Genomic DNA, 22,370 nt, shown 5'->3' with positions numbered 1-22,370 from the left:
GTCGAGATCGAGTGGCTGCCAGTCCGCCGGTCGGTACCCCGCCATGATCCCGCAACCCCCGTCGCGTACGCCCCGTCAACAAACCTGTGCACACGTGAAGTTACAGGTCCGGTCTGTTTGAAGTGAAGGCGGCGCCGTGATCCGGGGTTGGATGTGTGCTCCGGCGGAACGCGTGGGGCATCCGGCCAACCGGGCGCCCGATCCGGCCAACAGCCTTTGCGGAGGCCAACCGAGGGTCGCGGTGATGTCACGGGACGGCACCAAAGCTGAGGTGGGGTCGGTGAGTTGCCCGGCTATGGTCTGTCGTGCGTGTTTCGTTCGGCCGGGTCGCAGCAAATCGCTCTGGTGCGTTCCGGATGGACCTCGATACCGTATTCGCTGCTTCGCAGACCCCAACCGTCCCACCAGGAGCCCACCGTGACCCGCCGTTCCCGCCGCCTGCTCACGACAGCCACCGCCGGTGTGACGGCCGCACTGCTGCTTGCCGGTTGCGGCGGAGGCGGCGGAGACAAGTCCGACGCGAACGGGAAGATCGCGGGGGCGGACACAGAGACTTCGGCTTCGCCCAGTGTTTCTGCTTCAGCGGCTGATACCGCGGGGCGCCCGAACATCACGTTGCCGTCGGACCTGACGTACTCATTCGAGTGGGCGAAGACGGGCAACGAGAAGAAGGACGCTGTCCTCGGTGACACCGAGCAGTTCATCAAGGCTGTGGATATGGCGATCGCCAAGCAGGCCCCGCTCGACAAGGCCTACCGCTTCTACTCCGAGGGTTTGGCGGCCGCCGGTAGTCAGAAGTTCATCCAGGAGTTTGTGGACTACAAGGACCGGATCACGGGAGTCAAGCGCTACTTTGATGCCAAGGTTCAGATCAACGACGACGGGACCGCAGGTCTTGTCTACTGTGAGGACCAGACCAAGGCCTTCAACAAGAGCCTGAAGACTGGGAAGGCAGAGGTCACCAAGGCCTCGAAGGACGACTACGTTCTTTACAACAGCTTGCTTCAGCTCAACAAGCAGGGTGTCTGGATCACCGAGAAGCTGACGTCGCAGCGGGGGAGCTCCGTATGCCAGCCATGAAATTCCGGAATTCGGCAATTGTCATACTTGCCGCAGTGGCTCTGTTGGTCTGCCCCAATCAGGCGTTCGCGGGCTACGGACACGGTGGCAGTACGAACAGTGACCCCAATACGAACACTTCCGGCAATAGTGATGGAAAGGGCGACATCTCGGCGACAGCGGGCGTCGTCTACGACCTCTCCAAGAACGGCTCCGGGGCATCGACCGGCGCGGTGACGCCGACCTCGACCTGGACCCCGCCGGCCTGTTACTACGCGCCCAAGTACTCACCCGACGCACTCGAGGCCTACCTCACCCCGATCTGGGCCGCCGACTCGACGGGCTACGAGTGGGACGCCACGCAGCGCGACCGCTATGTCAACGGGAAGCCGTACACGGACTTCAACAAGGACAAGGCCGGCAAGGGCTACTGGTGGGACTCGTACGTCACCCCCGGGCGTGAGGGGGACCCCGGCGCGCTTGACTGCACGAAGCCCATTTTCTGGGTGGACACCGGTGACAAGCCGCCGGCGGACATACCCCAGGCGGTCACCCCGGAGATCCTCTCCCAGCTCGCCTACAACCAGATCCGTGTCCCCGGTACGAAGGTGACCCTGGCCCCGGCCGACAAGACGAAGGTCAACCTTCCCACCTGGGCGTGGCTGGACGCCGCCGAGTTCAAGCCGGTCTCCGTCACCGCGTCCGTGCCCGCGCTGGGCATCAGCGCCACGACCACCGCCACGCCGCACTCCCTCAAGATCGACCCGGGTACCTCGGACGCGGTGACGTATCCCGCCTCGGGCGTCTGCGAGTTCAGGAACGGCAGCATCGGTGAGGCCTACGCCAAGGGGAAGGCCGGCGAGACGCCACCCTGTGGGGTGAAGTACCTGCGGTCCTCGGGCACGGGCTCGTACCCGCTCAAGGCCACGATCACCTGGAACATCAGCTGGAAGGGCACGGGAGCGACGGGCGGGCCCCTGGACGACGGCACCTTCGGGGCCACCCAGGATGTCATCGTGCAGGAGATCCAGTCCGTCAACAGGTGAGCGATGAGCCGGCCGGAGCCTTCCGGCCGAGACTTGGCCATGTACCCGAGGGGGCCTGCCCAGGTTCGCCTGTTCGCGAGCCGCGCCCCCTCGTCTCCATCCCGCCCACATCCCCCCATCAGGAGTTTCACCGTGAGCCGCCGGCCCCATCTCTCCGCATGCACACTCACGGGAGCCGCGGTCGCGCTGCTCGTCGGAGGTTGTGGCGGCAGTGGTGGTTCCTCCGCGGGTGACGACAACGCGGGGGCCGGTACGGGAATGGGCAGCGCGTCCGCATCGCCGAGCGCGTCGGCAGGGACGGGCCGTCCCCAGGTCACACTGCCGTCGGACGTGACGGACGAGTACGTCGGCTGGAAGACGGGCGATGCGGCAAAGGACGCCGTACTCGCCGACGTCGCCGCACGCATCGACTCGACGAACGACGCCATCCTGCGCGGTGACACGAGCGCGCCCGGCCTGGCCTTCTACTACCGGGACAAGGCGTTGAGCGGTGCCGTCGCCTGGATCCAGGCGTATCTGGACGCCGACCTCTCCTTCACGGGCACCACCCGCTATTACGCCCCCAAGGTCACCCTGGCCTCCGGAAAGTCCACGGCGACGGTCCTCTACTGCTCCGACGAGAGCAAGGGCTTCAACAAGAACCGCAAGACCGGCAAGGTCGACCGGACACCCACGGACCAGAGCCCGTACGTGGAGTACAACACGCGCGTCGAGAAGAACGACTCGGGCGTGTGGCAGACCACCGCTCTGACCTCGCACCGCGGCGACAAGGCGTGCGTCGGATAGCCGATGAGCCGCGTCGCCGGTTCTTGGTACCTCGTGTACCAATCCCAGCCGCCCTACCAGGAGTCCTTCGTGAACCCCCGTTCCCACCTGCCCACGGCAGCCGCAGCCGGCCTGACCGTCGCGCTCCTCGTCTCGGGATGCGGCGGGGGCGCGGGGGACGACGGTGGACCGAGTCCGGACGACACGGCGAACAAGGTGCCGGCGACGCGGACCTCGGCCTCGCCAGGGACGTCGGCGACCGTGTCGGGTCGCCCGGCGATCACGTTGCCCTCGGACCTCACCTACACCTTCGACTGGCCCAGCACTCAGGACACGGCCAAGGACGCCGTACTGGCGGACAGCGAGCAGAACATCAAAGCGGTCGACCTCGCCATCGCGAACCAGGATCCGTTGGACAAGGCCTATCGGTTCTATTTCGAGGGCGAAGCCGCCGCTCAGATCCAGCGGTACGTCCAGGCCTATGTGACGGCGAAAGCACGGACGACCGGTCACTACCGCTATTACGAGCCGGTGGTGAACGTCAGCGCCCCGGACAAGGCGTCGTTGGTCTACTGCGAGGACCAGGGCAAGGCCTACGACCTCTATCTGGAAACCAAGAAGGTGGACAGGACTGCTGTCACCAAGAACAGCTACGTCCTCTACAGCACGCAACTACACAAGAACGACAAGGGAGTCTGGGTGACCGAGAAGCTTTCGTCACAGCGGGGGAGCACCAAGTGCCAGCCTTGACCCGGCTCGCGATGGCCGCCGTCGGGCTGATGGCGGTCTCCCTTCTCGCCGGATGCGGTGGGAGCAGCGACGACGGAGCGAAGGCCGCGGACAAGGCCTCGTCCGCGCCCACGACGACCGGGGCGTCTGCTTCGCCCTCGCCCTCGCCCTCGCCGAGTGCGTCTGCCTCGGCCTCGTCCGACGGCCGCCCGAAGATCACGTTGCCGTCGGATGTGACGTTGACCTTCGAGGGCGGCAAGACCGGGGATGCGGTCAAGGACGCGGTGCTCGCGGACGGCGCGGAGATGACGCGGGCCGTCGACGCCGCCATCGCCGGGACGGATCCCAAGGGCGAGGCGATGGGCTACTACACCACGGGCAAAGCCCTTGAGGCATCGGTGTCCTGGGTCGCCGAGTTCAAGAAGGCCGACGTCACGATCACCGGCGTGGTCCGGTACTACGACCGCAAGGTGACGCTCGAGAGCAAGACGTCGGCCGTCCTCACGTACTGCGGCGACGAGAGCAAGGGCTTCAGCAAGGACAAGAAGACCAACAAGGTCAACAGAACGCCCGTTACCAAGGACAGCTACGTCACCTACAACACCAGGCTCGACAAGAACTCCGACGGCGTCTGGCAGACATCGCAGATCATTTCCAGCAGGGGGGCGGCTCAGTGCCGGCCGTAGTGCGGGCAGCCGGCGTCGGTGTGGTGGCCGTACTGCTGCTCGCGGGATGCGGTGGCAGCGAAGGAGATGCGAAGGCGAGCCGCCAGAGCCCGCACGCGACGCGGTCGGTGTCGGCAACGCCGTCTGCCTCGCATTCAACTGCCGCCGGACGCCCTGAGATCACGTTTCCCAGTACCGCCAAGAACGTCTTCGAGGACACGAAGACCGGAGACGCGACGAAGGACGCGGTTCTCGCGGACAGCGCGCTGAGCGTGAATTCCGTGGACGAGGCGATCCTCACGGGAAGCACGAGCACGAAGGCGCTTGGTTTCTACAACACCGGCAAGGCCCTGAACGCGTCGATCACCTTCATCAACGGATACCTGAAGAAGAAGGACACCTGGATCGGGGAGACCCGGTACTTCGACCGAAAGGTGACCATGTCCGGGGTCGGGACGGCATACGTCACCTATTGCTCCGACGAGAGCAAGTCGTTCATCAAGAACAGGGCGACCGGAAAGGCAGACAGGACCCCGACCACTTCGGAGTCCTACGTGCTCTACCACACCGTGCTTACCAAGAACGGCGACGGCGTCTGGCAGACCTCCGACATCGTCTCGAACAGGGGTGACAAGGCGTGTCAGCCTTAGCGGAAGCCGTCGGTGCACGCGGTTACTCGTCGAACCACACCACCAGCCGCACGTTCTCCCCGCCGTGGACCGTCGCCGGCCGTGCTCGGCAGGAGGCGATGCGCGGATGCCGCCGAGCAGTTCTTGCGAGGCACGTCCATGGTCGGCCCTCGCGGACAGCGACCGCAAGGTGGTGTTCTGGGCGTCCTGGATGTCATCGTGCAGGAGATCCAGTCCGTCAACCGATGAGAGACATTGGGTGTCGTGCCTGAGCGAACAGACATTTCCGGCGAACAGGCGGTTCGTCAGACACCCGCCTTCGGGCTCATCACGCCCGAGGACTGGTACCGCATTCCGCTGCAGCCGTCGGATCGGCGTGAGGCCTCGATCAGTGCCCTGATCCGGCGGCAGTTCGCCGGGGTGGACGATCAGCCCGTGCTGCGCCGGAAGGCGGAAGACCAGCTCCGTGGTGCGGCCGAGGCGGGGGCCGAGCGAGGCGGCGTGGCGCTGTATCTGTCGTTCCTGGAAGCGGGCGGTATCCCACTCTCGGCGTCGCTGCTGGTGTCACTCCTCGACCAGAGGTTCGACAGCCTTGATGCGGTGGCGGCCCTGAGCGGCTCCGGCGAGGTCGAACCGGTGACCTTGCCCGCCGCGGGGCGGGCGGCGCGGCTGCTGCGGCGGGAGCGGACCAAGGAGTCGCGTCGGCTCGGGTCCGAGTTCCAGGACACGATCGTGGAGTACTTCGTGCCGGTCCTGGACCGCGACCACGTGCTGATGCTGACGTTCAGTACGCCGTTGGAGCCGATCGCGGACGCCATGGTGGAGCTGTTCGACGCGGTGGCCGCGACCTTGCGCTGGCGTCACGCAGGCGACGAGATGACGGGGGTACAGGCGTGACCGGGAAGCTCAGGGTTTCGACGGACGACCTGCACACGGCGGGGGCAGGCTTGCGGTCGGTGGCAACGGAGTTCGAGGGACTCGACAAACTCATGGATTCCTACGACCGCCGCACGGTCGGACACAAGCTCCTCTACGAGCGGTTGCAGGACTTCTCCGACGGCTGGGACGACAACCGCAAGAAGATGGTCGAGGAGATCCAAGGACTCGGTGAACTGGCCCACGAAGCGGGCAAGGCCTACACGGAGTTGGACACGGCGCTGTACAACGCGCTGGTGGGCAAAGGGCAGAACAAGTGAGCCGTCCAGCGGACCACAGATGGGAAGTGCTGGGCGAAAGCGGGGATCCCGTACCGGGCGACGCGCACGAGATGGAGGCACTCTCCCGACGGTTCGAGGCCACGGCGAAGACCATCTCCGACACCGTCGCGGCTCTGCGTCGGCTCGGCAATCTGGACAGCTGGGACTCCGACGCGGGACGCGCCTTCGCGGACAAGGCGAACGACACCGCGCAAACGGTGAACAAGGCGCACGACCGCTACGCCGACGCCGGAGCGGCGCTCAAGGAGTACTACACCGATCTGGAGGCCGTCCAGGGCGACGCGGACCGACTCCTCACCCAGGCGGAACAACAGCACGACGACCTCTCCGCTGCCCGCGCCAAGGCCGACAACCCGCCCACCGGCACAGACAAAGACGGTCAGGGCAAACTCGACAAGAAGGTGACCGATCTCCAGGGCGGACTCGATGGTCTCCGGGACAAGCTGGCGGCGGTGAAGACCCGGCATGAGAACGCTGGGAACAAGGCGGCCAAGCGCGTGCACGACACGACGCATGGTGACGGGCTCAACGACTCGTGGTTGGACAACCTACGGGACACCTTGACCTGGGTCGCCAATGCCGCCGGAGCCATCGCGGCGGTCTGCGGGGTGGTGTCCCTGCTCGTCGGCTGGATTCCGGTCATCGGGCAGGCGATCGCCGGCGTCCTGGGCACTGTCGCGCTGGTGATGACCGTGGTCTCTCTCGCCTGTCACCTCCTGCTCGCCATCAACGGGGATGGCTCCTGGAGCGATGTGGCCATGGATGTCCTCGGGCTCGCGACCTTCGGCGTGGGCCGCGTCTTCTCGGCGGGCTCGAAGCTCGCGGCCACGGTCGGACGCAGCCGTGTGTGGACGGCAGCCACACAGTACGTTCGCGCCTGGAACCCGACGCTGGGTACCGCTGCCAGACGGGCTCTCGTCATCGAGATGGTCGGGCAGCGCGCCGGTGCGGTCCCCGCCGCCGCGCTCCCCGAGGTGTCGTTCGCCGCCGCGTTCAAGGGCCTGAAAGGCTCCTTCGCGGACGATTTGGGTGCCGTGCGAAGCAACTGGCGAGACCTGTTCAAGGTCGGCGACAACCTGACCGCGGCCCGCAACGCCTACAACACGGCCGGGATGCGTGGTCTGGCCAGCATGTACGTGGGACCGGGCATGGTGGACGAACTCGGCCGCATGCGGAACGTGTCCGCTTCGGACCTCGGCTTCATCGGCGCGCCCGACGCCTTCAAGAAGGCCCTGTCCTACAACGCCTGGGCTCTCGGGGCCACAGGCATCGGAGCGACGTCCGACACCAACAGCTTCATCGGGCTGTGGGGCGAAGACCCGGACATCGATGTGACGGGGCCCGACGCCGCGCTGACAGGAAAGTGAGCCTTGTGGAGACGGCTGGGACCTGGCGGGAGTGCCGGGTCGCATTGAACCCTTCGGAGAACTGGGTGGTCCTCGATCTGGGCCGCGAAGACCCGGAGACATGGGCGCAAGAAGCCTCGAAGCAGCACATCGACGGCGGCTCCAAGGCGGAATCGTGTCACGCGTTCGCCGAAGACCTCCTGTGGTACTGGGGCACCGCCGTACGGCAACGGGCTGTGTGCGCGGCACTGCTGGCTCCGCCGAACGGCGCTGTTCTGGCCAGCTACACCGTTCGGGAGCTGAAGGCCCCACCGGAGGCATTGCACATGGACGTGCTCCGGGCCGAAGCGGCTGTCTCGGAGGGGCCCTTCTTCGGGAGGCCTGCGCTCATCGAGGTTGAACTCCCTCTGGGGCCGGCACTCCGAGTCCACCGTTTCGAGCCCATGGCACCCGATACCGACACCAGCGGGATCCTGGAGGGCGTAGCTCATTACGTGCTGCCCCGGGACCACCGCACGCTGCTGGAATGCCGACTCCTGTGGACGACGCTGGGACTGGGTGAGGAACTGGGCCGTATCGCGGACGAATTGGCGAATTCAGTCCGCCTCGTGTGAGTTCGACCGGAGACGCGACCCGAAGCGGTCTCCGACGACGCCTCCCAATCCCAGCTTTTCCCACGGGACCATGGCCAGCGGCATCCAACTGAATCCGATGGCGAAGACGGCCACCAGGGTGGTGACACCCTGCGGAAGGATCCATCCCACCTGGGACACGACGATCGACCCGACCACGAGGTAGACGCCGAACACTAGTAGAGCGAGCATTTTCAGCAAGGCGGAGCCCGGGCCGACTGGCGGCTCCTGTTCATTGCCCCGCACCATGCCGAACAAGATTGTCGGGAGCGTCAAGCCGATGACACCGCCCGCGGCGATACCGCCGACGACCAGAGCGGTGTGTCCGTGGTCAGGCACCATGGCAGAAAGCGGTGAGAGGTCCGCCAGCTTTTCCATGAATGCGACACCTGCGAAGGCGCCAAGTGCCATCGTGGCCAGGACGACGACCACTCCTGCCCCGAACAGGATGTTGCCCAGCGGAGAGCGCTGAGGGCGCTGTGCTGTGGAGCCCTCGGTCCTCGAAGCGTCGGGCATGAGCTCTCCCATTCCTGAGCGGGTCCGGTAGAGGATATCGAGCGGTCACTCGTCGAACCACGCCACCAGCCGCACGTTCCCCTCACCATTCACCCCCGCCAGGGCCTGCATCACCGTCCGCACCGGGACCCACGGGCCGTCCTCCGGGACCGTGTCGCGGTGGCGGGTGCGTTCGGCTCGGTGGAGGGTGTCCAGGTGGCGTGTTCCTCGCGGATCTTGGGGGAGGTGTCCGGCGGCAGGCTGATGGCCGGGGACCACGCCGTCTCGTCGTGGTTCAGGTTCTCCCGCCGGATCACCCGGAGGGTCGAGGCTGTGTGCGGGTGCGAGGGGGCGACGGTGTGAGTACTGCTTGGCCGCCGACGACCGCGGGTCAAGCTGGGGTCAATCCGCTCGGCAGCCGTGTCGTCATGGCATGTCCCGTGGAAAACTTGCCCGGTTGCGGAAGTTAAACGAGTGGCTCAACCAACGGGGAGTGGATGCTGTGAGCGCACGGCAGGTACGGAAGATGTTCCAGTTGATGGCCGGCGGCGAGCCCGTCGAGCTCACCAACGCCTGGTCCTCCGTGAAGAAGCTCGCCCGGCTCGCCTTCTTCGCCCAGCAGTTCGGGTACGAGTACGCCGACGCCCGCCACACCGGCTCCCGCAACAACGTCCTCAAGCTCCTGATCGTGCCGGATCACAGTCCCCAGGGGCGGGCGCGCGCCGCGCAGAACTGGGCGCAGTACCCGAATGCCGGGGACGGGGTGTCGCTGCCCCCGCTCGTGCCCGACGCCGTCGAACTCCTCAAGGCCCGGATCCAGTTCGACCTCACCGGGAAGAACGCCGAGAAGCGGTTGCTGCTCGGGGCCGGTGGCATCACCCTCGGGCTGGTGCTGGCCGCGGCGCGCGCCGGCGGGAGTGCGGGTGCCTTCGTCGTCTCCGGTGTCGTATGGGTTCTCCTCATGGCGGTCATGGGGCTCGGGTTCTTCGTCACCCGCGGGCGCAACGCCAAGTTCGCGCAGCGGCTCCAGGCCGCCGGGTTCGTGCCGGTGACGGGCGAGGGAGGGCGGGTGCGGTACCTGCCGCCCGGCACGCCCATCCCCATGCAACAAGGCCCCATGCAACAAGGCCCCATGCAACAAGGCCCTATGCAACAAGGCCCTATGCAGCAGGGCCCCATGCAGCAAGGCCCGATGCAGCAAGGCCCGATGCAGCACCCTCAGTACCAGCCCCAGTACCAGCCTCCGCAGCAGTCCGGCCCCTACGGCCCGTACGGCGGCCAAGGCAGCCAGAGCGGTTACGGCGGCCCCTACGGCGGCCAGCCCCCCGCCGCACCCGGTTACGGTCAGCAGCCCCCCGCCCCCTACACCCCGGGCCCCTACGCCCAACCCCAGCAGCCCACCGGGCCGTACGCCCCGCCCCAGCAGCCCCCCGGCCCCTACGCCCCCGGCCCCTACCACCAGCAGCCCCAGCAGCCGCCGTACCCCACCGCCTGACCCGGCGCCCGGCGCCGACCTCTCACCCGCCCTCCCCCCGGGGTGAGAGCAACGTTCCCTTCCGGTCACCCACAGCCACAGGGCGGAAACGACGCCTCCCTACCTTCGTGGCCTAGTCACTCGTAGCAGACCGAGCACGCGGAGCACCGTGGAGGCGTCATGACAGCCCCAGCCCCTACTTCCCGTAGTCGCTGGATCCAGGAGTGGGATCCGGAGGACGAGGCGTTCTGGAACGCGACCGGCGAGAAGGTCGCCCGGCGGAACCTGGTGTTTTCCGTCCTCTCCGAGCACATCGGGTTCTCGATCTGGACCATGTGGTCCGTGCTGGTGCTGTTCATGGGGCCGGAGTACGGGCTCACCCCGGCCGACAAGTTCCTGCTGACCTCGATGGTCACGCTGGTCGGCGCGGTCGTGCGAGTGCCGTACACCTTCGCCGTCGCGGTCTTCGGCGGCCGGAACTGGACGATCGTCTCCGCGGCCCTCCTCCTCGTCCCGACCGTCGCCGCGTTCGCGGTGATGAAGCCGGGGACGTCGTTCGACACGTTCCTGCTGGTGGGGCTGCTCGCCGGTATCGGCGGCGGGAACTTCGCCAGCAGCATGACCAACATCAACGCCTTCTTCCCGATGAGGAAGAAGGGCTGGGCGCTCGGGCTCAACGCGGGCGGCGGGAACATCGGCGTGCCCGTCATCCAGCTCGTCGCGCTCGCGATCATCGGGGCGAGCGGCGGACCGCGGGTGCTGCTCGGGATCTACATCCCGCTGATCGTCGTCGCCGCCGCCCTCGCCGCGCTCTTCATGGACAACCTCGCCACCGTGAAGAACGACACCGGCGCCGCGATCGACGCCGCCAAGGACGGCCACACCTGGATCATGTCCTTCCTCTACGTCGGGACGTTCGGGTCGTTCATCGGGTACGCCTTCGCCTTCGGGCAGGTGCTCCAGGTGCAGTTCGGGCGGACCCCGCTGCAGGCCGCCTACCTCACCTTCATCGGCCCGCTGCTCGGCTCCCTCATCCGGCCCGTCGGCGGCTGGCTCGCCGACCGGTACGGCGGGGCGCGGATCACCCTCTGGAACTACATCGGCATGGCCGCCGCCACCGCCCTCCTCGTGGTCGCCAGCATGCAGAAGTCGCTGCCGATGTTCGTCACGGTCTTCGTCGTGCTGTTCGCGCTCAGCGGGCTCGGCAACGGGTCGACGTACAAGATGATCCCCGGCATCTTCCAGGCCAAGGCCCTCGCCAAGGGACTGCAGGGCGAGGAGGCGGCCGCTTACGGGCGGCGGCTGTCCGGGGCCTCCATGGGGCTCATCGGCGCGGTCGGCGCGCTCGGCGGCGTCGGCATCAACCTCGCATTCCGGCAGTCGTACCTCTCCTACGGTTCCGGCACCGGCGCCTTCGTCGCCTTCCTGGTCTTCTACGGCCTGTGCTTCGTGGTGACCTGGGCCGTATACCTTCGCCGGCCGGCCGCGCAGCGCCGGTCCGCGACCGCCACTGAGGCAAAGGCGCAGCTCAGCTACGCCGAGGTGTGACGTAACACTGGTGACATGAACCCGAACCGAGCCTGTCACGCACCGTTGACAGGCTCGTTCGGTATGCGGGTCAGCTAGGAGAGCAGCATGGACGAGGAACAGCAGCAGCGGCCGGAGCCCGGTCCGCACGGCCCTCTCGCGGGGTTCACCGTGGGGGTCACGGCCGCGCGCCGCGCCGACGAGCTCGGGGCACTGCTGCAGCGGCGCGGTGCCGTCGTGCTGCACGCCCCCGCCCTGCGCATCGTGCCGCTCGCGGACGACGGCGAGCTGCTCGCCGCCACCAAGGAGATCATCGACCAGGCGCCGGACATCGTGGTGGCGACCACCGCCATCGGGTTCCGGGGGTGGGTCGAGGCCGCGGACGGATGGGGTTTCGGCGAGCAGTTGCTGCAAAGGCTGCGGAACGTCGAGCTGCTCGCCCGCGGACCCAAGGTCAAGGGGGCCATCCGGGCCGCCGGGCTGACCGAGGAGTGGTCGCCGTCCTCCGAGTCCATGGCCGAGGTGCTCGACCGGCTCCTGGAGGAGGGCGTCGAGGGCCGCCGGATCGCCGTACAGCTGCACGGGGAGCCGCTGCCGGGCTTCGTGGAGTCGCTGCGGGTGGCCGGCGCGGAGGTGGTGCCGGTGCCGGTGTACCGGTGGATGCCGCCGGAGGACCTGGGACCGGTGGACCGGCTGCTGGACGCCGTCGTCTCCCGCTCGGTCGACGCGATCACGTTCACCAGCGCCCCCGCCGCGGCCTCCCTCGTCTCCCGCGCCGAGCACCGCGGGCTGCTCGGCGACCTGCTCGCCGCCCTCGGCCACGACGTCGTCCCCGCCTGCGTCGGACCGGTGACGGCGCTGCCGCTCCAGGCCCTCGGCGTCGACACCGTCCAGCCGGAACGCTTCCGGCTCGGCCCCCTCGTACAGCTGCTCTGCCAGGAACTGCCCTCGCGGGCCCGGACGTTGCCGATCGCCGGGCACCGCGTCGAGATCCGCGGGCACGCGGTCCTGGTCGACGGTGCGCTGAAGCCGGTACCGCCGGCCGGGATGTCCCTGCTGCGGGCGCTGTCCCGGCGGCCGGGCTGGGTGGTGGCCCGCGCCGAACTGCTCCGGGCCCTGCCGGGCGCGGGCCGCGACGAGCACGCGGTGGAGACGGCGATGGCCCGCCTCCGTACGGCCCTGGGCGCGCCGAAGCTGATCCAGACCGTCGTCAAGCGGGGCTACCGGCTGGCGCTGGACCCGGCGGCGGACGCCAAGTACGCGGACGCGTGACACCTCGGAACACGTCGGGACACGTCGGGACGCGTCAGCGCACCCCGGAGCACGCGTCGGTACGCCTCGCTACACCTCGGTACATCTCAATACACGTCATATGACGGGTGCCAGCGCAAAAGTGCCCTTCATAGGGTCCAGGGCATGCCACGCCGATCACATTCGGCCGTGCGTGACCGAGTCAGCCGGTCAGCGGCGAGCTCTCGGCCAGATCCCTTCCCTCGAACCCGATGACGTATGAGGAGTCCCATGAGCAGCGAGGTTTCCCGCCGCAACGTACTGGCCGCCGGAGCGGCGCTGGCCGGGGCGGCGGCGCTGACAGCCGGTTCGGAAGGAACGGCCGGTGCGGCGACGGCCCCGGCCGGCAGCGGTGCGGAGAGATCGAAGGCGAAGCCCACGATCGTGCTGGTGCACGGTGGCTACGCCGACTCGTCCTGTTGGAACGCCACCATCGGGGAGCTGCAGGCCAAGGGCTACACCACGGTCTGCGGCTCGAACCCGCTGCGGGGCATTCCGACCGACGCCCCGTACATCGCGAGTCTGCTGGACTCCATCAGCGGACCGGTGGTGCTGGTCGCGCACTCCATGGGCGGCACGGTCATCACGAACGCCGCCGCCGGGAAGGCCAACGTCAAGGCGCTGGTCTACATCGCGGCGTTCGTGCCCGAGGTGGGCGAGACGCAGGGCGAGCTCATCACCAGGTTCCCCGGCAGCGAGGTCGGGCCGGTGAGCGTGCCGGTCCCGTACACGAAGGCCGACGGCACCACCGGAACCGACCTGTACCTGAGCAAGGACGGCCAGGCCGCCTTCGCCGCCGACATATCCGCCGCCGACTTCCGGGTCCTGCATGCCACGCAGCGGCCGTTCGACGCCGACTCCTTCGTCTTCCCGACCACGGCCGCGGCCTGGAAGACGATCCCGGCCTGGGGGCTGGTCGCCGGCCAGGACAAGGCGATCCCGCCGGCCTGCGAGCGCTGGATGTACAGCCGTGCCAACGCGCGCAAGGTCGTCGAAGTGCCCGACTCCTCCCACGTCGTGATGCTCAGTCACCCCAGGGTCGTCGCCGACCTCATCAGGGATGCCGCGAAGGCGGTCTGCTGACGGTCACGAAAGGCGCCCCGGTCCGCCGCCATGGACCAGGGCGCTCCCCGGGGGAGCAGCCGCGGCGGTTCTCCGCCACGGGCGACGAGCGGACCGGCTGACCGGCGTACGACGTTCTGGGGAGCCGGTTCCGGCAGCGGGCCGTAGGAGGCGGCCCGCGGTCCGTCACTCCGGTCCGTTCCTTCCCGGGCGCGCCGGGCCGTCCCGTGCGACCGCGCGCGGGCCACGGGCCGTGCCCCGCTCCGCGGGTGTGCGCTCTGCCGGATCCCGGCCGGCGGGCGGCACGCTGGCGCCGGACCCACGGCACACGGGGGACGGGACGGGGACGGGGACGGGGACGGAACATGACACGCTGGCAGCCCTTGCCGGCCACGCTGCCGCGCGAGGCCCGGCACCTGGTCGAGCAACTGCGGGTCCTCAAGGGCCGTACCGGCCTCAGCCTCGCCGGCCTGGCCCGGCGTACCGCCTACAGCAAGTCGTCCTGGCAGCGCTACCTGAGCGGCGACCGACTGCCACCGCGGGCCGCCGCGCAGGTGCTGTGCCGGCTGGCCGGCGGGGACCAGCCGCGGCTCCTGGCGCTGTGGGAGCTGGCCGAACAGGCATGGCCGCCGGGCGCGACGGGGCCGCCGGGCGGGGCGGCGACCGGAGCGGCGGGCGGAGGCACCTCCGGACCGGCGACCGGAGCTGCGGGCGGAGCCACCTCCCGACCGGCGACCGGAGTCACGGTCGGAGCCGCGCCCGGGCTCGCCGGTCCTGCCGGTCCTGCCGAGCCCGGCGAACCCGGCGAGTCGGCCGAGCCGCTCAAGCCACCGAAGTCGCCCGAGCCACCCAACCCGCCCAACCCGCCCGAGTCCCCCGCAGGACACCGGCGATGGCGCACCGCCGCCCTCGTCGCGTCCGGCCTCGCCGCGGTGCTGGCCGCGGGGCTGCTGTGGGCGCTGCCCCGCAGGGCGGGCGACGGCGGCGTCGCCCGCCCCGGCGGTTCGCTCAGCCCCGCTGGTCGTAGTACGCGATCTTCCAGGAACCGGTGCCCTTGATCCGCACCCGGTACTTGCCGCTGATCCGCTTGAGCGTGGCGTTGTGCGCGGTGCCGTGGAACGTGACGGCGCTGCCCGCGGCCGGGCCGGTGAGCCGTTGCTGGGCGAAGGTCCAGCTCTGCTCGGTGACCACGCCGTCGTTGTCGGACAGGCCGAAGTGCTCCTGCCACCACTGGGTGGCCGACTCGGTCTCGGGACCGAACGAGCCGTCGATCTTGCTCTTCTCGAACGGGTGCGGGTCGCCGTCGTCGTCCTGGTACTGGGCGCCGTCCGCCCACAGGACGGTCTCCCACAGGGCCGTGGCCTTGCTCTGGGCGTAGTCGTCGACGCCGAGGTTCTCCTCGTCCTGCCAGTCGTCGGTGACGGCGCCGCCGCCGTCGATGCCGTGGTACGGCGCGGCGGCGCTGGCGGCCGGCGCCAGGGCCAGGCCACCGGCGCCCAGCAGTACGGCCGACGCCATCGCGACGACCCGGGTGCGCATGCTCATGAACGTGTCCCTTCTGAACCGCCGTCCCTCACGGGTCCCCCCTGGGGCGGCTCGCTGTGCGTTCGCAGGACACAGGGTCACGGCCCGGAGCGGCGGGCGGCGAGGCCCGCCGGGGAATCCGGACCGAACGGGGACGGCCCGCGTGCCGGGCACCGGTGTCCCCGCCGGAAACGGGGTCGTACGGAACCGCGCGGAACCGCCGAACGCGCGCGGAACACCGGTACGAGGACTTCCGGCCGCCCGCCGCACCGGGCACTGTGAACAGAACGGTTCCCCTGTCCTAGGCGTAGGCGGTGACAGGCACATGGCACTGGGTACGGCCGCGACCGCGTCCGCGTACGAGCTGCGCTTCGACGCCGGGCGGATCTGTCTCGATCTGCTCGCGACCACGCATCCCGGCGAACGGCTCGACGGGCTCGAACCGTTGCGGGCCTGGATCACCGGATCCGGACTCGTCCCGCCGGGCACCCCGCTGGCCCACGCCGACGCCGGCTGGCTCGTCGGCTTCCGCGAACTGCGGGGACACGTGGGGCAGTTGGTGCGCGGTCGGCACACCCCGGGGGTCCGGCCGTACGACCTCGCGCTCGCCCGCGTCAACGACCTCGCCCGCGCCGCGGCGCCCCCGGCCCCGCGCGCCGTACCCGACGAGGACGGGCTCCTGGTGCGGGAGTTGGCCGGGCCGCCGGGGTGCGCGGCGCTGCTGGCCGCCGTCGCCCGGGACACCGTGGAGCTGCTCACCGACCCCGTCGCGCGGGCCGCGATCCGCGAGTGCGAGGGCGACAACTGCCCCCTGGTGTACCTGGACACCTCCCGGGGACGCAGGCGCCGCTGGTGCTCAAGCGAGGTCTGCGGGAACCGCGAGCGGGTGGCCCGGCACCGGCGCCGCGCCGCCCTCGCCCGCGCGTGAGCGTTCGCGAGCGTCCGTGAACGCAGGTGACCGCCGTCACTCCGCGCGTCAACTCCCGTCCCATTCGCGGCTTCTGCCGGATCTTCATCGAAGCTCCGTGAAAGTGATTTCGACAACACTCCGTTTGGTGACGGGTGAGTACGGGCAAGTCGGCCGCTCTCGACGTTGTGTCGGAAATGTAAAGATCACGCGGTGGGAATGTGGGGTCATGTCCCGCTCGTCATGTCACCTCGCGGAAAAATGTGGGGTCTTGTTGAACACACCGCGAGCCACTTCCGTACCGGTGGGGGAGCGACCGACTGGGGGAACCCCCGGACACCGGAGGTGGGCGTGCGCAAGGATGCGGCCGTGGCCAATGAACGTGGATCGAGGGCCCGACATCGCATGTCCCAGCCCTCGGAGCCTGATGAGGAGCTGATGCGTGCCCTCTACCGAGAGCACGCCGGACCTCTCCTTGCGTATGTCCTTCGGCTGGTCGCCGGTGATCGGCAACGCGCCGAGGACGTCGTGCAAGAGACACTCATCCGTGCCTGGAAGAACGCCGGCCAGCTCAATCGAGCGACCGGATCTGTACGCCCCTGGCTGGTGACGGTCGCTCGCCGCATCGTCATCGACGGTCACCGCAGCCGGCAGGCCCGGCCGCAGGAGGTCGATCCGTCGCCGCTGGAGGTCATCCCCGCGGAGGACGAGATCGACAAGGCGCTGTGGCTGATGACGCTGTCGGACGCGCTCGACGACCTGACCCCGGCCCACCGGGAGGTGCTCGTCGAGACGTACTTCAAGGGGCGTACCGTCAACGAGGCGGCCGAAACGCTGGGTATACCCAGCGGCACCGTGCGTTCGCGGGTGTTCTATGCCCTCAGGTCGATGAAGCTGGCACTGGAGGAGCGGGGGGTGACGGCGTGATGAGTGTGTACGGGGGACACGGCGGGTTCGGCACAGGTGGTTCGGGTATGTCTGGTGCTATGCAGGAATCTCCGGTGCCCAATGAGCACGAGACTGTCGGCGCGTATGCGCTCGGGATTCTCGACGACGCCGAGGCAACCGCTTTCGAGGTCCATCTGGCCGGGTGCGAATGGTGTGCCCAGCAGCTCGACGAGCTGGCCGGAATGGAGCCGATGCTGGCGGCCCTGGCGGATCTGCCGGGCTCCGGATCCACCCCGTCCATCGGGGAGTCGCTGTCCGCGAGGCCCAGCCCGCGGATGGTCGAGAATCTCGTCGTCGAGGTCTCCGAGAAGCGCAAGGTCCGCAGCAGGCGGAACGTCTTCGCACTGGCCGCCTCGGTCGTGCTGATCGCCGGCGGCACCGCGGCCGGCGTGGCGCTGAGCGGCGGCGGCTCGGACAACGGCAACGCGGACATGGCGATGGGACCCGCCCAGGCGGCCTTCCAGACCATGAGCGACAAGAAGACGGCCACGGACCCGACGACCCACGTCACCGCGACCGTCGCCGTCGAGAAGAAGGACTGGGGCACCCACGCGGTCCTCCAGCTCGAGAACGTCACCGGCCCGAAGAAGTGCTCGCTGATCGCCGTCGGCAAGAACGGCGAGCGTGAGACGGTGACCTCCTGGTCCGTCCCGACCTGGGGATACGGCATCACCGACGCCAAGACGGAGAAGGCCAAGGAGCCCCTCTACGTGCACGGCGGGGCCGCCTTCACCCCCAACCAGATCGACCACTTCGAGGTCATGACCTTCGACGGCAAGAAGCTCGTCTCGGTCAGCGCGTAGCTTCAGCGGGCCCCCTTCGCGTACGGTTGACGGCTGCCCAGCACGTCAGAAGGGGGCCCGGTGGCCGCTCAGGCTCAGCAATCCGCGGTCGGCTCTCACGCCTCCGAACAGGAATCCGGTCAGGACTCCGTTCGGGACCGTGAGATCAGCGTCGAACAGGTACACCTCGACCGGGTGTACCGCCGTCTCGAGGAGAAGATCCACGAGGCGGAGTTCCTGATGAACGACGCGGCCAAGCGCGGTCAGGTAGGCACACCCGGTGCGCTCGCCGAACGCGACGCGCAGGTCTTCCGGGCAGGCGTCCACCTGAACCGGCTCAACAACGAGTTCGAGGACTTCCTCTTCGGCCGCATCGACCTGCTCCTCGGCAGGGACGGCAAGAAGGGCCCCGACGGTGCCTACACCGCCGTGGAACCCGCCGAGGGCGCGGTCCGCGGCGACAACACCGCCGACATCGCCGAGACCCTGCACATCGGCCGCATCGGCGTCCTCGACCAGGACTACGCGCCCCTGGTCATCGACTGGCGGGCCCCGGCCGCGGCCCCCTTCTACAGATCCACTCCGGTGGATCCCGGGCGTGTCGTACGACGCCGGGTGATCCGCTCCAAGGGCCGCCGGGTCCTCGGGGTCGAGGACGACCTGATGCGCCCCGAGCTGACCGCCTTCCTCGACGGCGACACGCTGCCCGTCATCGGCGACGGCGCCCTGATGGCCGCCCTCGGCCAGGCCCGCAGCCACACCATGCGGGACATCGTCGCCTCCATCCAGGCCGAACAGGACCTGGTGATCCGTGCCCCCGCCGCCTCCGTCACCTACGTCGAGGGCGGCCCGGGCACCGGCAAGACGGCCGTCGCCCTGCACCGCGCCGCCTACCTGCTCTACCAGGACCGGCGCCGGTACGCGGGCGGCATCCTGATCGTCTCCCCGACCCCGCTGCTCGTCGCGTACACCGAGGGCGTGCTCCCGTCGCTCGGCGAGGAGGGCCAGGTCGCCATCCGCGCCATCGGCTCCCTCGTCGACGGCGCCGAGGCCACGCTCTACGACACGCCGGCCACCGCCCGCGCCAAGGGCTCCTCCCGGATGCTCAGGGTGCTGCGCAAGGCCGCCCGCGGCGCCCTGGAGCTGAACGACTCACCGGTCCGGCTCAGGGTCGTCGCCTTCAACCGCCGCCTGGAGCTGGAGGCCGAGGACCTCGACCGGATCAGACACAACGCGCTCGGCGGCACCGCCCCGGTCAACCTGCTCCGCCCCCGCGCCCGCAAGCTCCTCCTGGACGCCCTGTGGGCCCGCTCCGGCGCGGCCGGCCGGCACACCGACCCGGAGCTCGCCGCCGAGCTGCGCGCCTCCTTCGACGAGGACCTCCTCACCGAGGACTCCTTCATCGAGTTCCTCGACGCCTGGTGGCCCGAGCTGACCCCGCAGGCCGTCCTCACGGCGATGGCCGACGAGCGACGCCTCGGCCGCTGGGCCCGCCGCATCCTCAACCCCGGCGAGGTCCGCCGGGTGGCCCGCTCCCTGAAGCGGGACGGCCGCACCGTCCACGACATCGCCATGCTGGACGAGCTCCAGGCCATCCTCGGCACCCCCGCCCGCCCCCGGAAGAAGCGCGAGGCGGACCCGCTGGACCAGCTCACCGGCCTGGAGGAGCTGATGCCGGTGCGCGAGGAGTCGCAGCGCGAGCGCGCCGAACGGCTCGCCCAGGAACGGGTCGAGTACGCCCACGTCATCGTCGACGAGGCGCAGGACCTCACCCCGATGCAGTGGCGGATGGTCGGCCGCCGCGGCCGGCACGCCACCTGGACGGTCGTCGGCGACCCGGCCCAGTCCTCCTGGTCCGACCCCGACGAGGCCGCCGAGGCCCGTGACGAGGCCCTGGGCACCCGCCCGCGCCGCCGCTTCGAGCTCACGGTCAACTACCGCAACCCGTCCGAGATCGCCGACCTCGCGGCCAAGGTCCTGGCCCTCGCCATGCCCGGCTCCAAGTCCCCCTCGGCCGTCCGCTCCACCGGCGTCGAGCCCCGTTTTGTGACAACGAACAATGGACACAGCACGGTGGTGCGGGACTCGCTGGAGAAGACCGTGCGCGCCGAGGCCGAGCGCCTCCTCGACCTGGTCGACGGCACGGTCGGCGTGGTCGTCGCCATGGACCGGCGTGCCGAGGCCGCCCGCTGGCTGACCGGGCTCGGCGACCGGGTGGTGGCCCTCGGCAGCCTGGAGGCCAAGGGCCTGGAGTACGACGCCACGGTCGTCGTCTCGCCCGCCGAGATCGCCGACGAGTCCCCGGCCGGGCTGCGCGTGCTGTACGTGGCCCTCACCCGGGCGACGCAGCAGCTGACGGTGGTCTCCGGCGAGCGGGACGTGCCGGACGCGGCGGGGGTGCCGGACCTGCTCAGGGACTGACGGTGCGGGCCGGACTGACGGTGCGGGCCTGCCCCGCACGGCTCGGGGCACGCCCGTTCGGCTGGTTCCGCCGGGGTTTTCCTGTGAAGTCCCCGGACGGGAATGGCCGCGCGGGATCTGTTTGTTAGCCTTGTCGTGACACCGGCTCGATCCAAGCCCCCGGGCCCAACCTTCGTCGCTACGAGCGACCACTTGCCGCGAGGCGAGCATGGCGGGTCGGTGTCATGAACGCAGGAGGAGGCCCACGTCACTTGTGACGTGGGCCTCCTTTTTGCGCGAACAATACGTACGTAATCAGGTCCGGCTAACGCCTACCCGGCGGTAGGTGCGACGATCGGACGGCAAAACCAGCGACACGCAAAACCCGCGACACGGTGAAACAACGAAGGAAGTCGGCCATGGCAACGGCGCCCAGCGTCTCCTACTCGATGACCATCCGGCTGGAGGTGCCCGCGAGCGGAACCGCCGTCTCGCAGCTCACCACCGCCGTGGAGTCCTCCGGAGGCTCGGTCACCGGCCTCGACGTCACCGCGTCCGGCCACGAGAAGCTCCGTATCGACGTCACCATCGCGGCCTCCTCGACCGCGCACGCCGACCAGATCGTGGAGCAGCTGCGCCACATCGAGGGCGTCACCCTCGGCAAGGTCTCCGACCGTACGTTCCTGATGCACCTCGGCGGCAAGATCGAGATGCAGTCCAAGCACCCCATCCGCAACCGTGACGACCTCTCCATGATCTACACCCCGGGCGTGGCCCGTGTGTGCATGGCGATCGCGGAGAACCCCGAGGACGCGCGCCGCCTCACCATCAAGCGCAACTCCGTTGCGGTCGTGACGGACGGCTCGGCCGTCCTCGGCCTCGGCAACATCGGCCCGAAGGCCGCCCTGCCGGTCATGGAGGGCAAGGCGGCCCTCTTCAAGCGGTTCGCCGGCATCGACGCCTGGCCGCTCTGCCTCGACACCCAGGACACCGACGCGATCGTCGAGATCGTCAAGGCGATCGCCCCCGGGTTCGCCGGCATCAACCTGGAGGACATCTCCGCGCCCCGCTGCTTCGAGATCGAGGCGCGGCTGCGCGAGGCCCTCGACATCCCCGTCTTCCACGACGACCAGCACGGCACCGCGATCGTCGTCCTCGCCGCCCTGACGAACGCACTTCGCGTCACCGGCAAGGCGATTGAGAACATCCGGGTCGTCATGTCCGGCGCCGGCGCGGCCGGTACGGCCATCCTCAAGCTGCTGATCGCGGCCGGCGTGAAGAACGCCGTCGTCGCCGACATCCACGGGGTCGTGCACTCCGCCCGCGAGGACCTGGTGGACGCCCCCGCCGACTCGCCGCTGCGCTGGATCGCCGACAACACCAACCCGGAGAACCTCACCGGCACCCTCAAGGAGGCCGTGCGCGGCGCCGACGTCTTCATCGGCGTCTCCGCCCCGAACGTCCTCGACGGCGGCGACGTGGCCGCCATGGCCGACGACGCCATCGTGTTCGCACTCGCGAACCCGGACCCCGAGGTGGAGCCGGCGATCGCCCGCCAGACGGCCGCCGTGGTGGCCACCGGCCGCTCCGACTTCCCCAACCAGATCAACAACGTGCTGGTCTTCCCGGGTGTCTTCCGCGGCCTCCTGGACGCCCAGTCCCGTACGGTGAACACCGACATGATGCTCGCGGCCGCGAAGGCCCTCGCGGACGTCGTGACCGAGGACGAACTGAACCCCAACTACATCATCCCCAGCGTCTTCAACGAGAAGGTCGCGGGAGCGGTGGCGGGCGCGGTCAGGGAAGCCGCGAAGGGCGCCTGACGGACACCCCCGCCGGAGCGCCCCGTCAGGGGCGCGGGGAACTGCGCGAT

22 protein-coding genes are annotated in these 22,370 nt (G+C 69.3%); 20 read left to right on the top strand and 2 right to left on the bottom strand.

What is annotated here, in order from left to right; genetic code table 11:
- Window positions 1-417: 417 nt before the first annotated feature.
- The 10 genes from ACGF5O_RS07660 (at window position 418) to ACGF5O_RS07615 (ending at window position 8,070) form a co-directional block, all read left to right on the top strand.
- Complete coding sequence (locus tag ACGF5O_RS07660) at window positions 418-1,080, top strand: hypothetical protein (RefSeq protein WP_393808958.1); 663 nt, start codon at window positions 418-420, stop codon at window positions 1,078-1,080.
- Window positions 1,068-2,105 carry a hypothetical protein gene (locus ACGF5O_RS07655; protein ID WP_393808957.1) on the top strand — a complete coding sequence of 346 codons (1,038 nt, stop codon included), beginning with the start codon at window positions 1,068-1,070 and terminating at the stop codon, window positions 2,103-2,105. Before ACGF5O_RS07660 ends, ACGF5O_RS07655 begins: the two co-directional genes overlap by 13 nt.
- Window positions 2,106-2,435: 330 nt before the next feature.
- The gene (locus ACGF5O_RS07650) at window positions 2,436-2,891 is read left to right on the top strand and encodes a hypothetical protein (protein WP_393808956.1); all 456 of its coding nucleotides are present in this window, start codon (window positions 2,436-2,438) and stop codon (window positions 2,889-2,891) included.
- 69 nt (window positions 2,892-2,960) lie between these two features.
- Window positions 2,961-3,620 (top strand): hypothetical protein, encoded by a 660-nt coding sequence (locus ACGF5O_RS07645; RefSeq protein WP_393808955.1) that lies wholly within the window; start codon window positions 2,961-2,963, stop codon window positions 3,618-3,620.
- A gap of 11 nt (window positions 3,621-3,631) precedes the next feature.
- A complete protein-coding gene (locus ACGF5O_RS07640) occupies window positions 3,632-4,285 on the top strand; it encodes a hypothetical protein (protein WP_393808993.1) in 654 nt (217 codons plus the stop codon).
- A gap of 23 nt (window positions 4,286-4,308) precedes the next feature.
- The gene (locus ACGF5O_RS07635) at window positions 4,309-4,914 is read left to right on the top strand and encodes a hypothetical protein (protein ID WP_393808954.1); all 606 of its coding nucleotides are present in this window, start codon (window positions 4,309-4,311) and stop codon (window positions 4,912-4,914) included.
- Window positions 4,915-5,157: 243 nt separating this feature from the next.
- Entirely contained in the window at window positions 5,158-5,790 is a 633-nt protein-coding gene (locus ACGF5O_RS07630) for a hypothetical protein (protein ID WP_393808953.1), read from the top strand.
- A gap of 59 nt (window positions 5,791-5,849) precedes the next feature.
- The gene (locus ACGF5O_RS07625) at window positions 5,850-6,089 is read left to right on the top strand and encodes a hypothetical protein (RefSeq protein WP_393808952.1); all 240 of its coding nucleotides are present in this window, start codon (window positions 5,850-5,852) and stop codon (window positions 6,087-6,089) included.
- Between the two features lie 26 nt (window positions 6,090-6,115).
- A complete protein-coding gene (locus tag ACGF5O_RS07620; protein ID WP_393808951.1) occupies window positions 6,116-7,477 on the top strand; it encodes a WXG100 family type VII secretion target in 1,362 nt (453 codons plus the stop codon).
- Window positions 7,478-7,542: 65 nt separating this feature from the next.
- A complete protein-coding gene (locus ACGF5O_RS07615) occupies window positions 7,543-8,070 on the top strand; it encodes a hypothetical protein (protein WP_393808950.1) in 528 nt (175 codons plus the stop codon).
- Here ACGF5O_RS07615 and ACGF5O_RS07610 read toward each other — a convergent pair.
- Window positions 8,053-8,604 carry a hypothetical protein gene (locus ACGF5O_RS07610; RefSeq protein WP_393808949.1) on the bottom strand — a complete coding sequence of 184 codons (552 nt, stop codon included), beginning with the start codon at window positions 8,602-8,604 and terminating at the stop codon, window positions 8,053-8,055. The two genes, ACGF5O_RS07615 and ACGF5O_RS07610, sit on opposite strands and share 18 nt — an antisense overlap.
- A gap of 481 nt (window positions 8,605-9,085) precedes the next feature.
- Here ACGF5O_RS07610 and ACGF5O_RS07605 point away from each other — a divergent pair, with 481 nt between their 5' ends.
- The 5 genes from ACGF5O_RS07605 (at window position 9,086) to ACGF5O_RS07585 (ending at window position 14,994) form a co-directional block, all read left to right on the top strand.
- On the top strand, window positions 9,086-10,078 hold the full coding sequence (locus ACGF5O_RS07605) for a hypothetical protein (protein WP_393808948.1): 993 nt from the start codon (window positions 9,086-9,088) through the stop codon (window positions 10,076-10,078).
- 159 nt (window positions 10,079-10,237) lie between these two features.
- On the top strand, window positions 10,238-11,605 hold the full coding sequence (locus ACGF5O_RS07600; RefSeq protein WP_393808947.1) for a nitrate/nitrite transporter: 1,368 nt from the start codon (window positions 10,238-10,240) through the stop codon (window positions 11,603-11,605).
- A gap of 87 nt (window positions 11,606-11,692) precedes the next feature.
- Window positions 11,693-12,856 (top strand): uroporphyrinogen-III synthase, encoded by a 1,164-nt coding sequence (locus ACGF5O_RS07595; protein WP_393808946.1) that lies wholly within the window; start codon window positions 11,693-11,695, stop codon window positions 12,854-12,856.
- Window positions 12,857-13,105: 249 nt separating this feature from the next.
- On the top strand, window positions 13,106-13,957 hold the full coding sequence (locus tag ACGF5O_RS07590) for an alpha/beta fold hydrolase (protein WP_393808945.1): 852 nt from the start codon (window positions 13,106-13,108) through the stop codon (window positions 13,955-13,957).
- 344 nt (window positions 13,958-14,301) lie between these two features.
- Window positions 14,302-14,994: a helix-turn-helix domain-containing protein gene (locus ACGF5O_RS07585; protein WP_393808944.1), complete on the top strand. Its 693-nt coding sequence runs from the start codon at window positions 14,302-14,304 to the stop codon at window positions 14,992-14,994.
- Here the strand turns inward: ACGF5O_RS07585 and ACGF5O_RS07580 are convergent.
- The gene (locus tag ACGF5O_RS07580; RefSeq protein WP_393808943.1) at window positions 14,945-15,481 is read right to left on the bottom strand and encodes a peptidoglycan-binding protein; all 537 of its coding nucleotides are present in this window, start codon (window positions 15,479-15,481) and stop codon (window positions 14,945-14,947) included. The genes ACGF5O_RS07585 and ACGF5O_RS07580 overlap by 50 nt on opposite strands.
- Window positions 15,482-15,785: 304 nt before the next feature.
- On the opposite strand from ACGF5O_RS07580, the gene ACGF5O_RS07575 reads away from it, so the two are divergent.
- From ACGF5O_RS07575 to ACGF5O_RS07555, 5 genes are all read left to right on the top strand, one after another.
- Complete coding sequence (locus ACGF5O_RS07575; protein ID WP_393808942.1) at window positions 15,786-16,388, top strand: CGNR zinc finger domain-containing protein; 603 nt, start codon at window positions 15,786-15,788, stop codon at window positions 16,386-16,388.
- Window positions 16,389-16,772: 384 nt separating this feature from the next.
- Window positions 16,773-17,294: a sigma-70 family RNA polymerase sigma factor gene (locus ACGF5O_RS07570; RefSeq protein ID WP_010039908.1), complete on the top strand. Its 522-nt coding sequence runs from the start codon at window positions 16,773-16,775 to the stop codon at window positions 17,292-17,294.
- Window positions 17,294-18,118 carry an anti-sigma factor family protein gene (locus tag ACGF5O_RS07565; RefSeq protein ID WP_393808941.1) on the top strand — a complete coding sequence of 275 codons (825 nt, stop codon included), beginning with the start codon at window positions 17,294-17,296 and terminating at the stop codon, window positions 18,116-18,118. Before ACGF5O_RS07570 ends, ACGF5O_RS07565 begins: the two co-directional genes overlap by 1 nt.
- 60 nt (window positions 18,119-18,178) lie before the next feature.
- Window positions 18,179-20,518: a HelD family protein gene (locus tag ACGF5O_RS07560; protein WP_393808940.1), complete on the top strand. Its 2,340-nt coding sequence runs from the start codon at window positions 18,179-18,181 to the stop codon at window positions 20,516-20,518.
- Between the two features lie 398 nt (window positions 20,519-20,916).
- Entirely contained in the window at window positions 20,917-22,320 is a 1,404-nt protein-coding gene (locus ACGF5O_RS07555; RefSeq protein ID WP_393808939.1) for an NAD-dependent malic enzyme, read from the top strand.
- Window positions 22,321-22,370 lie beyond the last annotated feature (50 nt).

Origin of the sequence: Streptomyces sp. NPDC048291 (assembly GCF_043201715.1) — a bacterium.
Classification (GTDB): Bacteria; Actinomycetota; Actinomycetes; order Streptomycetales; family Streptomycetaceae; genus Streptomyces.
Note: the sequence above shows the minus strand (reverse complement) of the source record. Positions and strands in the feature narration are given on the sequence as shown.

Bases quoted from the DNA above. Each gene is read 5' to 3' on its own strand.
- ACGF5O_RS07565 (WP_393808941.1), top strand. From the start codon at position 17,294: ATGAGTGTGTACGGGGGACACGGCGGGTTCGGCACAGGTGGTTCGGGT.
- ACGF5O_RS07640 (WP_393808993.1), top strand. From the start codon at position 3,632: ATGGCCGCCGTCGGGCTGATGGCGGTCTCCCTTCTCGCCGGATGCGGT.
- ACGF5O_RS07590 (WP_393808945.1), top strand. From the start codon at position 13,106: ATGAGCAGCGAGGTTTCCCGCCGCAACGTACTGGCCGCCGGAGCGGCG.
- ACGF5O_RS07600 (WP_393808947.1), top strand. From the start codon at position 10,238: ATGACAGCCCCAGCCCCTACTTCCCGTAGTCGCTGGATCCAGGAGTGG.
- ACGF5O_RS07595 (WP_393808946.1), top strand. From the start codon at position 11,693: ATGGACGAGGAACAGCAGCAGCGGCCGGAGCCCGGTCCGCACGGCCCT.
- ACGF5O_RS07570 (WP_010039908.1), top strand. From the start codon at position 16,773: ATGTCCCAGCCCTCGGAGCCTGATGAGGAGCTGATGCGTGCCCTCTAC.
- ACGF5O_RS07575 (WP_393808942.1), top strand. From the start codon at position 15,786: ATGGCACTGGGTACGGCCGCGACCGCGTCCGCGTACGAGCTGCGCTTC.
- ACGF5O_RS07610 (WP_393808949.1), bottom strand. From the start codon at position 8,604: ATGCCCGACGCTTCGAGGACCGAGGGCTCCACAGCACAGCGCCCTCAG.
- ACGF5O_RS07585 (WP_393808944.1), top strand. From the start codon at position 14,302: ATGACACGCTGGCAGCCCTTGCCGGCCACGCTGCCGCGCGAGGCCCGG.
- ACGF5O_RS07555 (WP_393808939.1), top strand. From the start codon at position 20,917: ATGGCAACGGCGCCCAGCGTCTCCTACTCGATGACCATCCGGCTGGAG.
- ACGF5O_RS07580 (WP_393808943.1), bottom strand. From the start codon at position 15,481: ATGAGCATGCGCACCCGGGTCGTCGCGATGGCGTCGGCCGTACTGCTG.
- ACGF5O_RS07655 (WP_393808957.1), top strand. From the start codon at position 1,068: ATGCCAGCCATGAAATTCCGGAATTCGGCAATTGTCATACTTGCCGCA.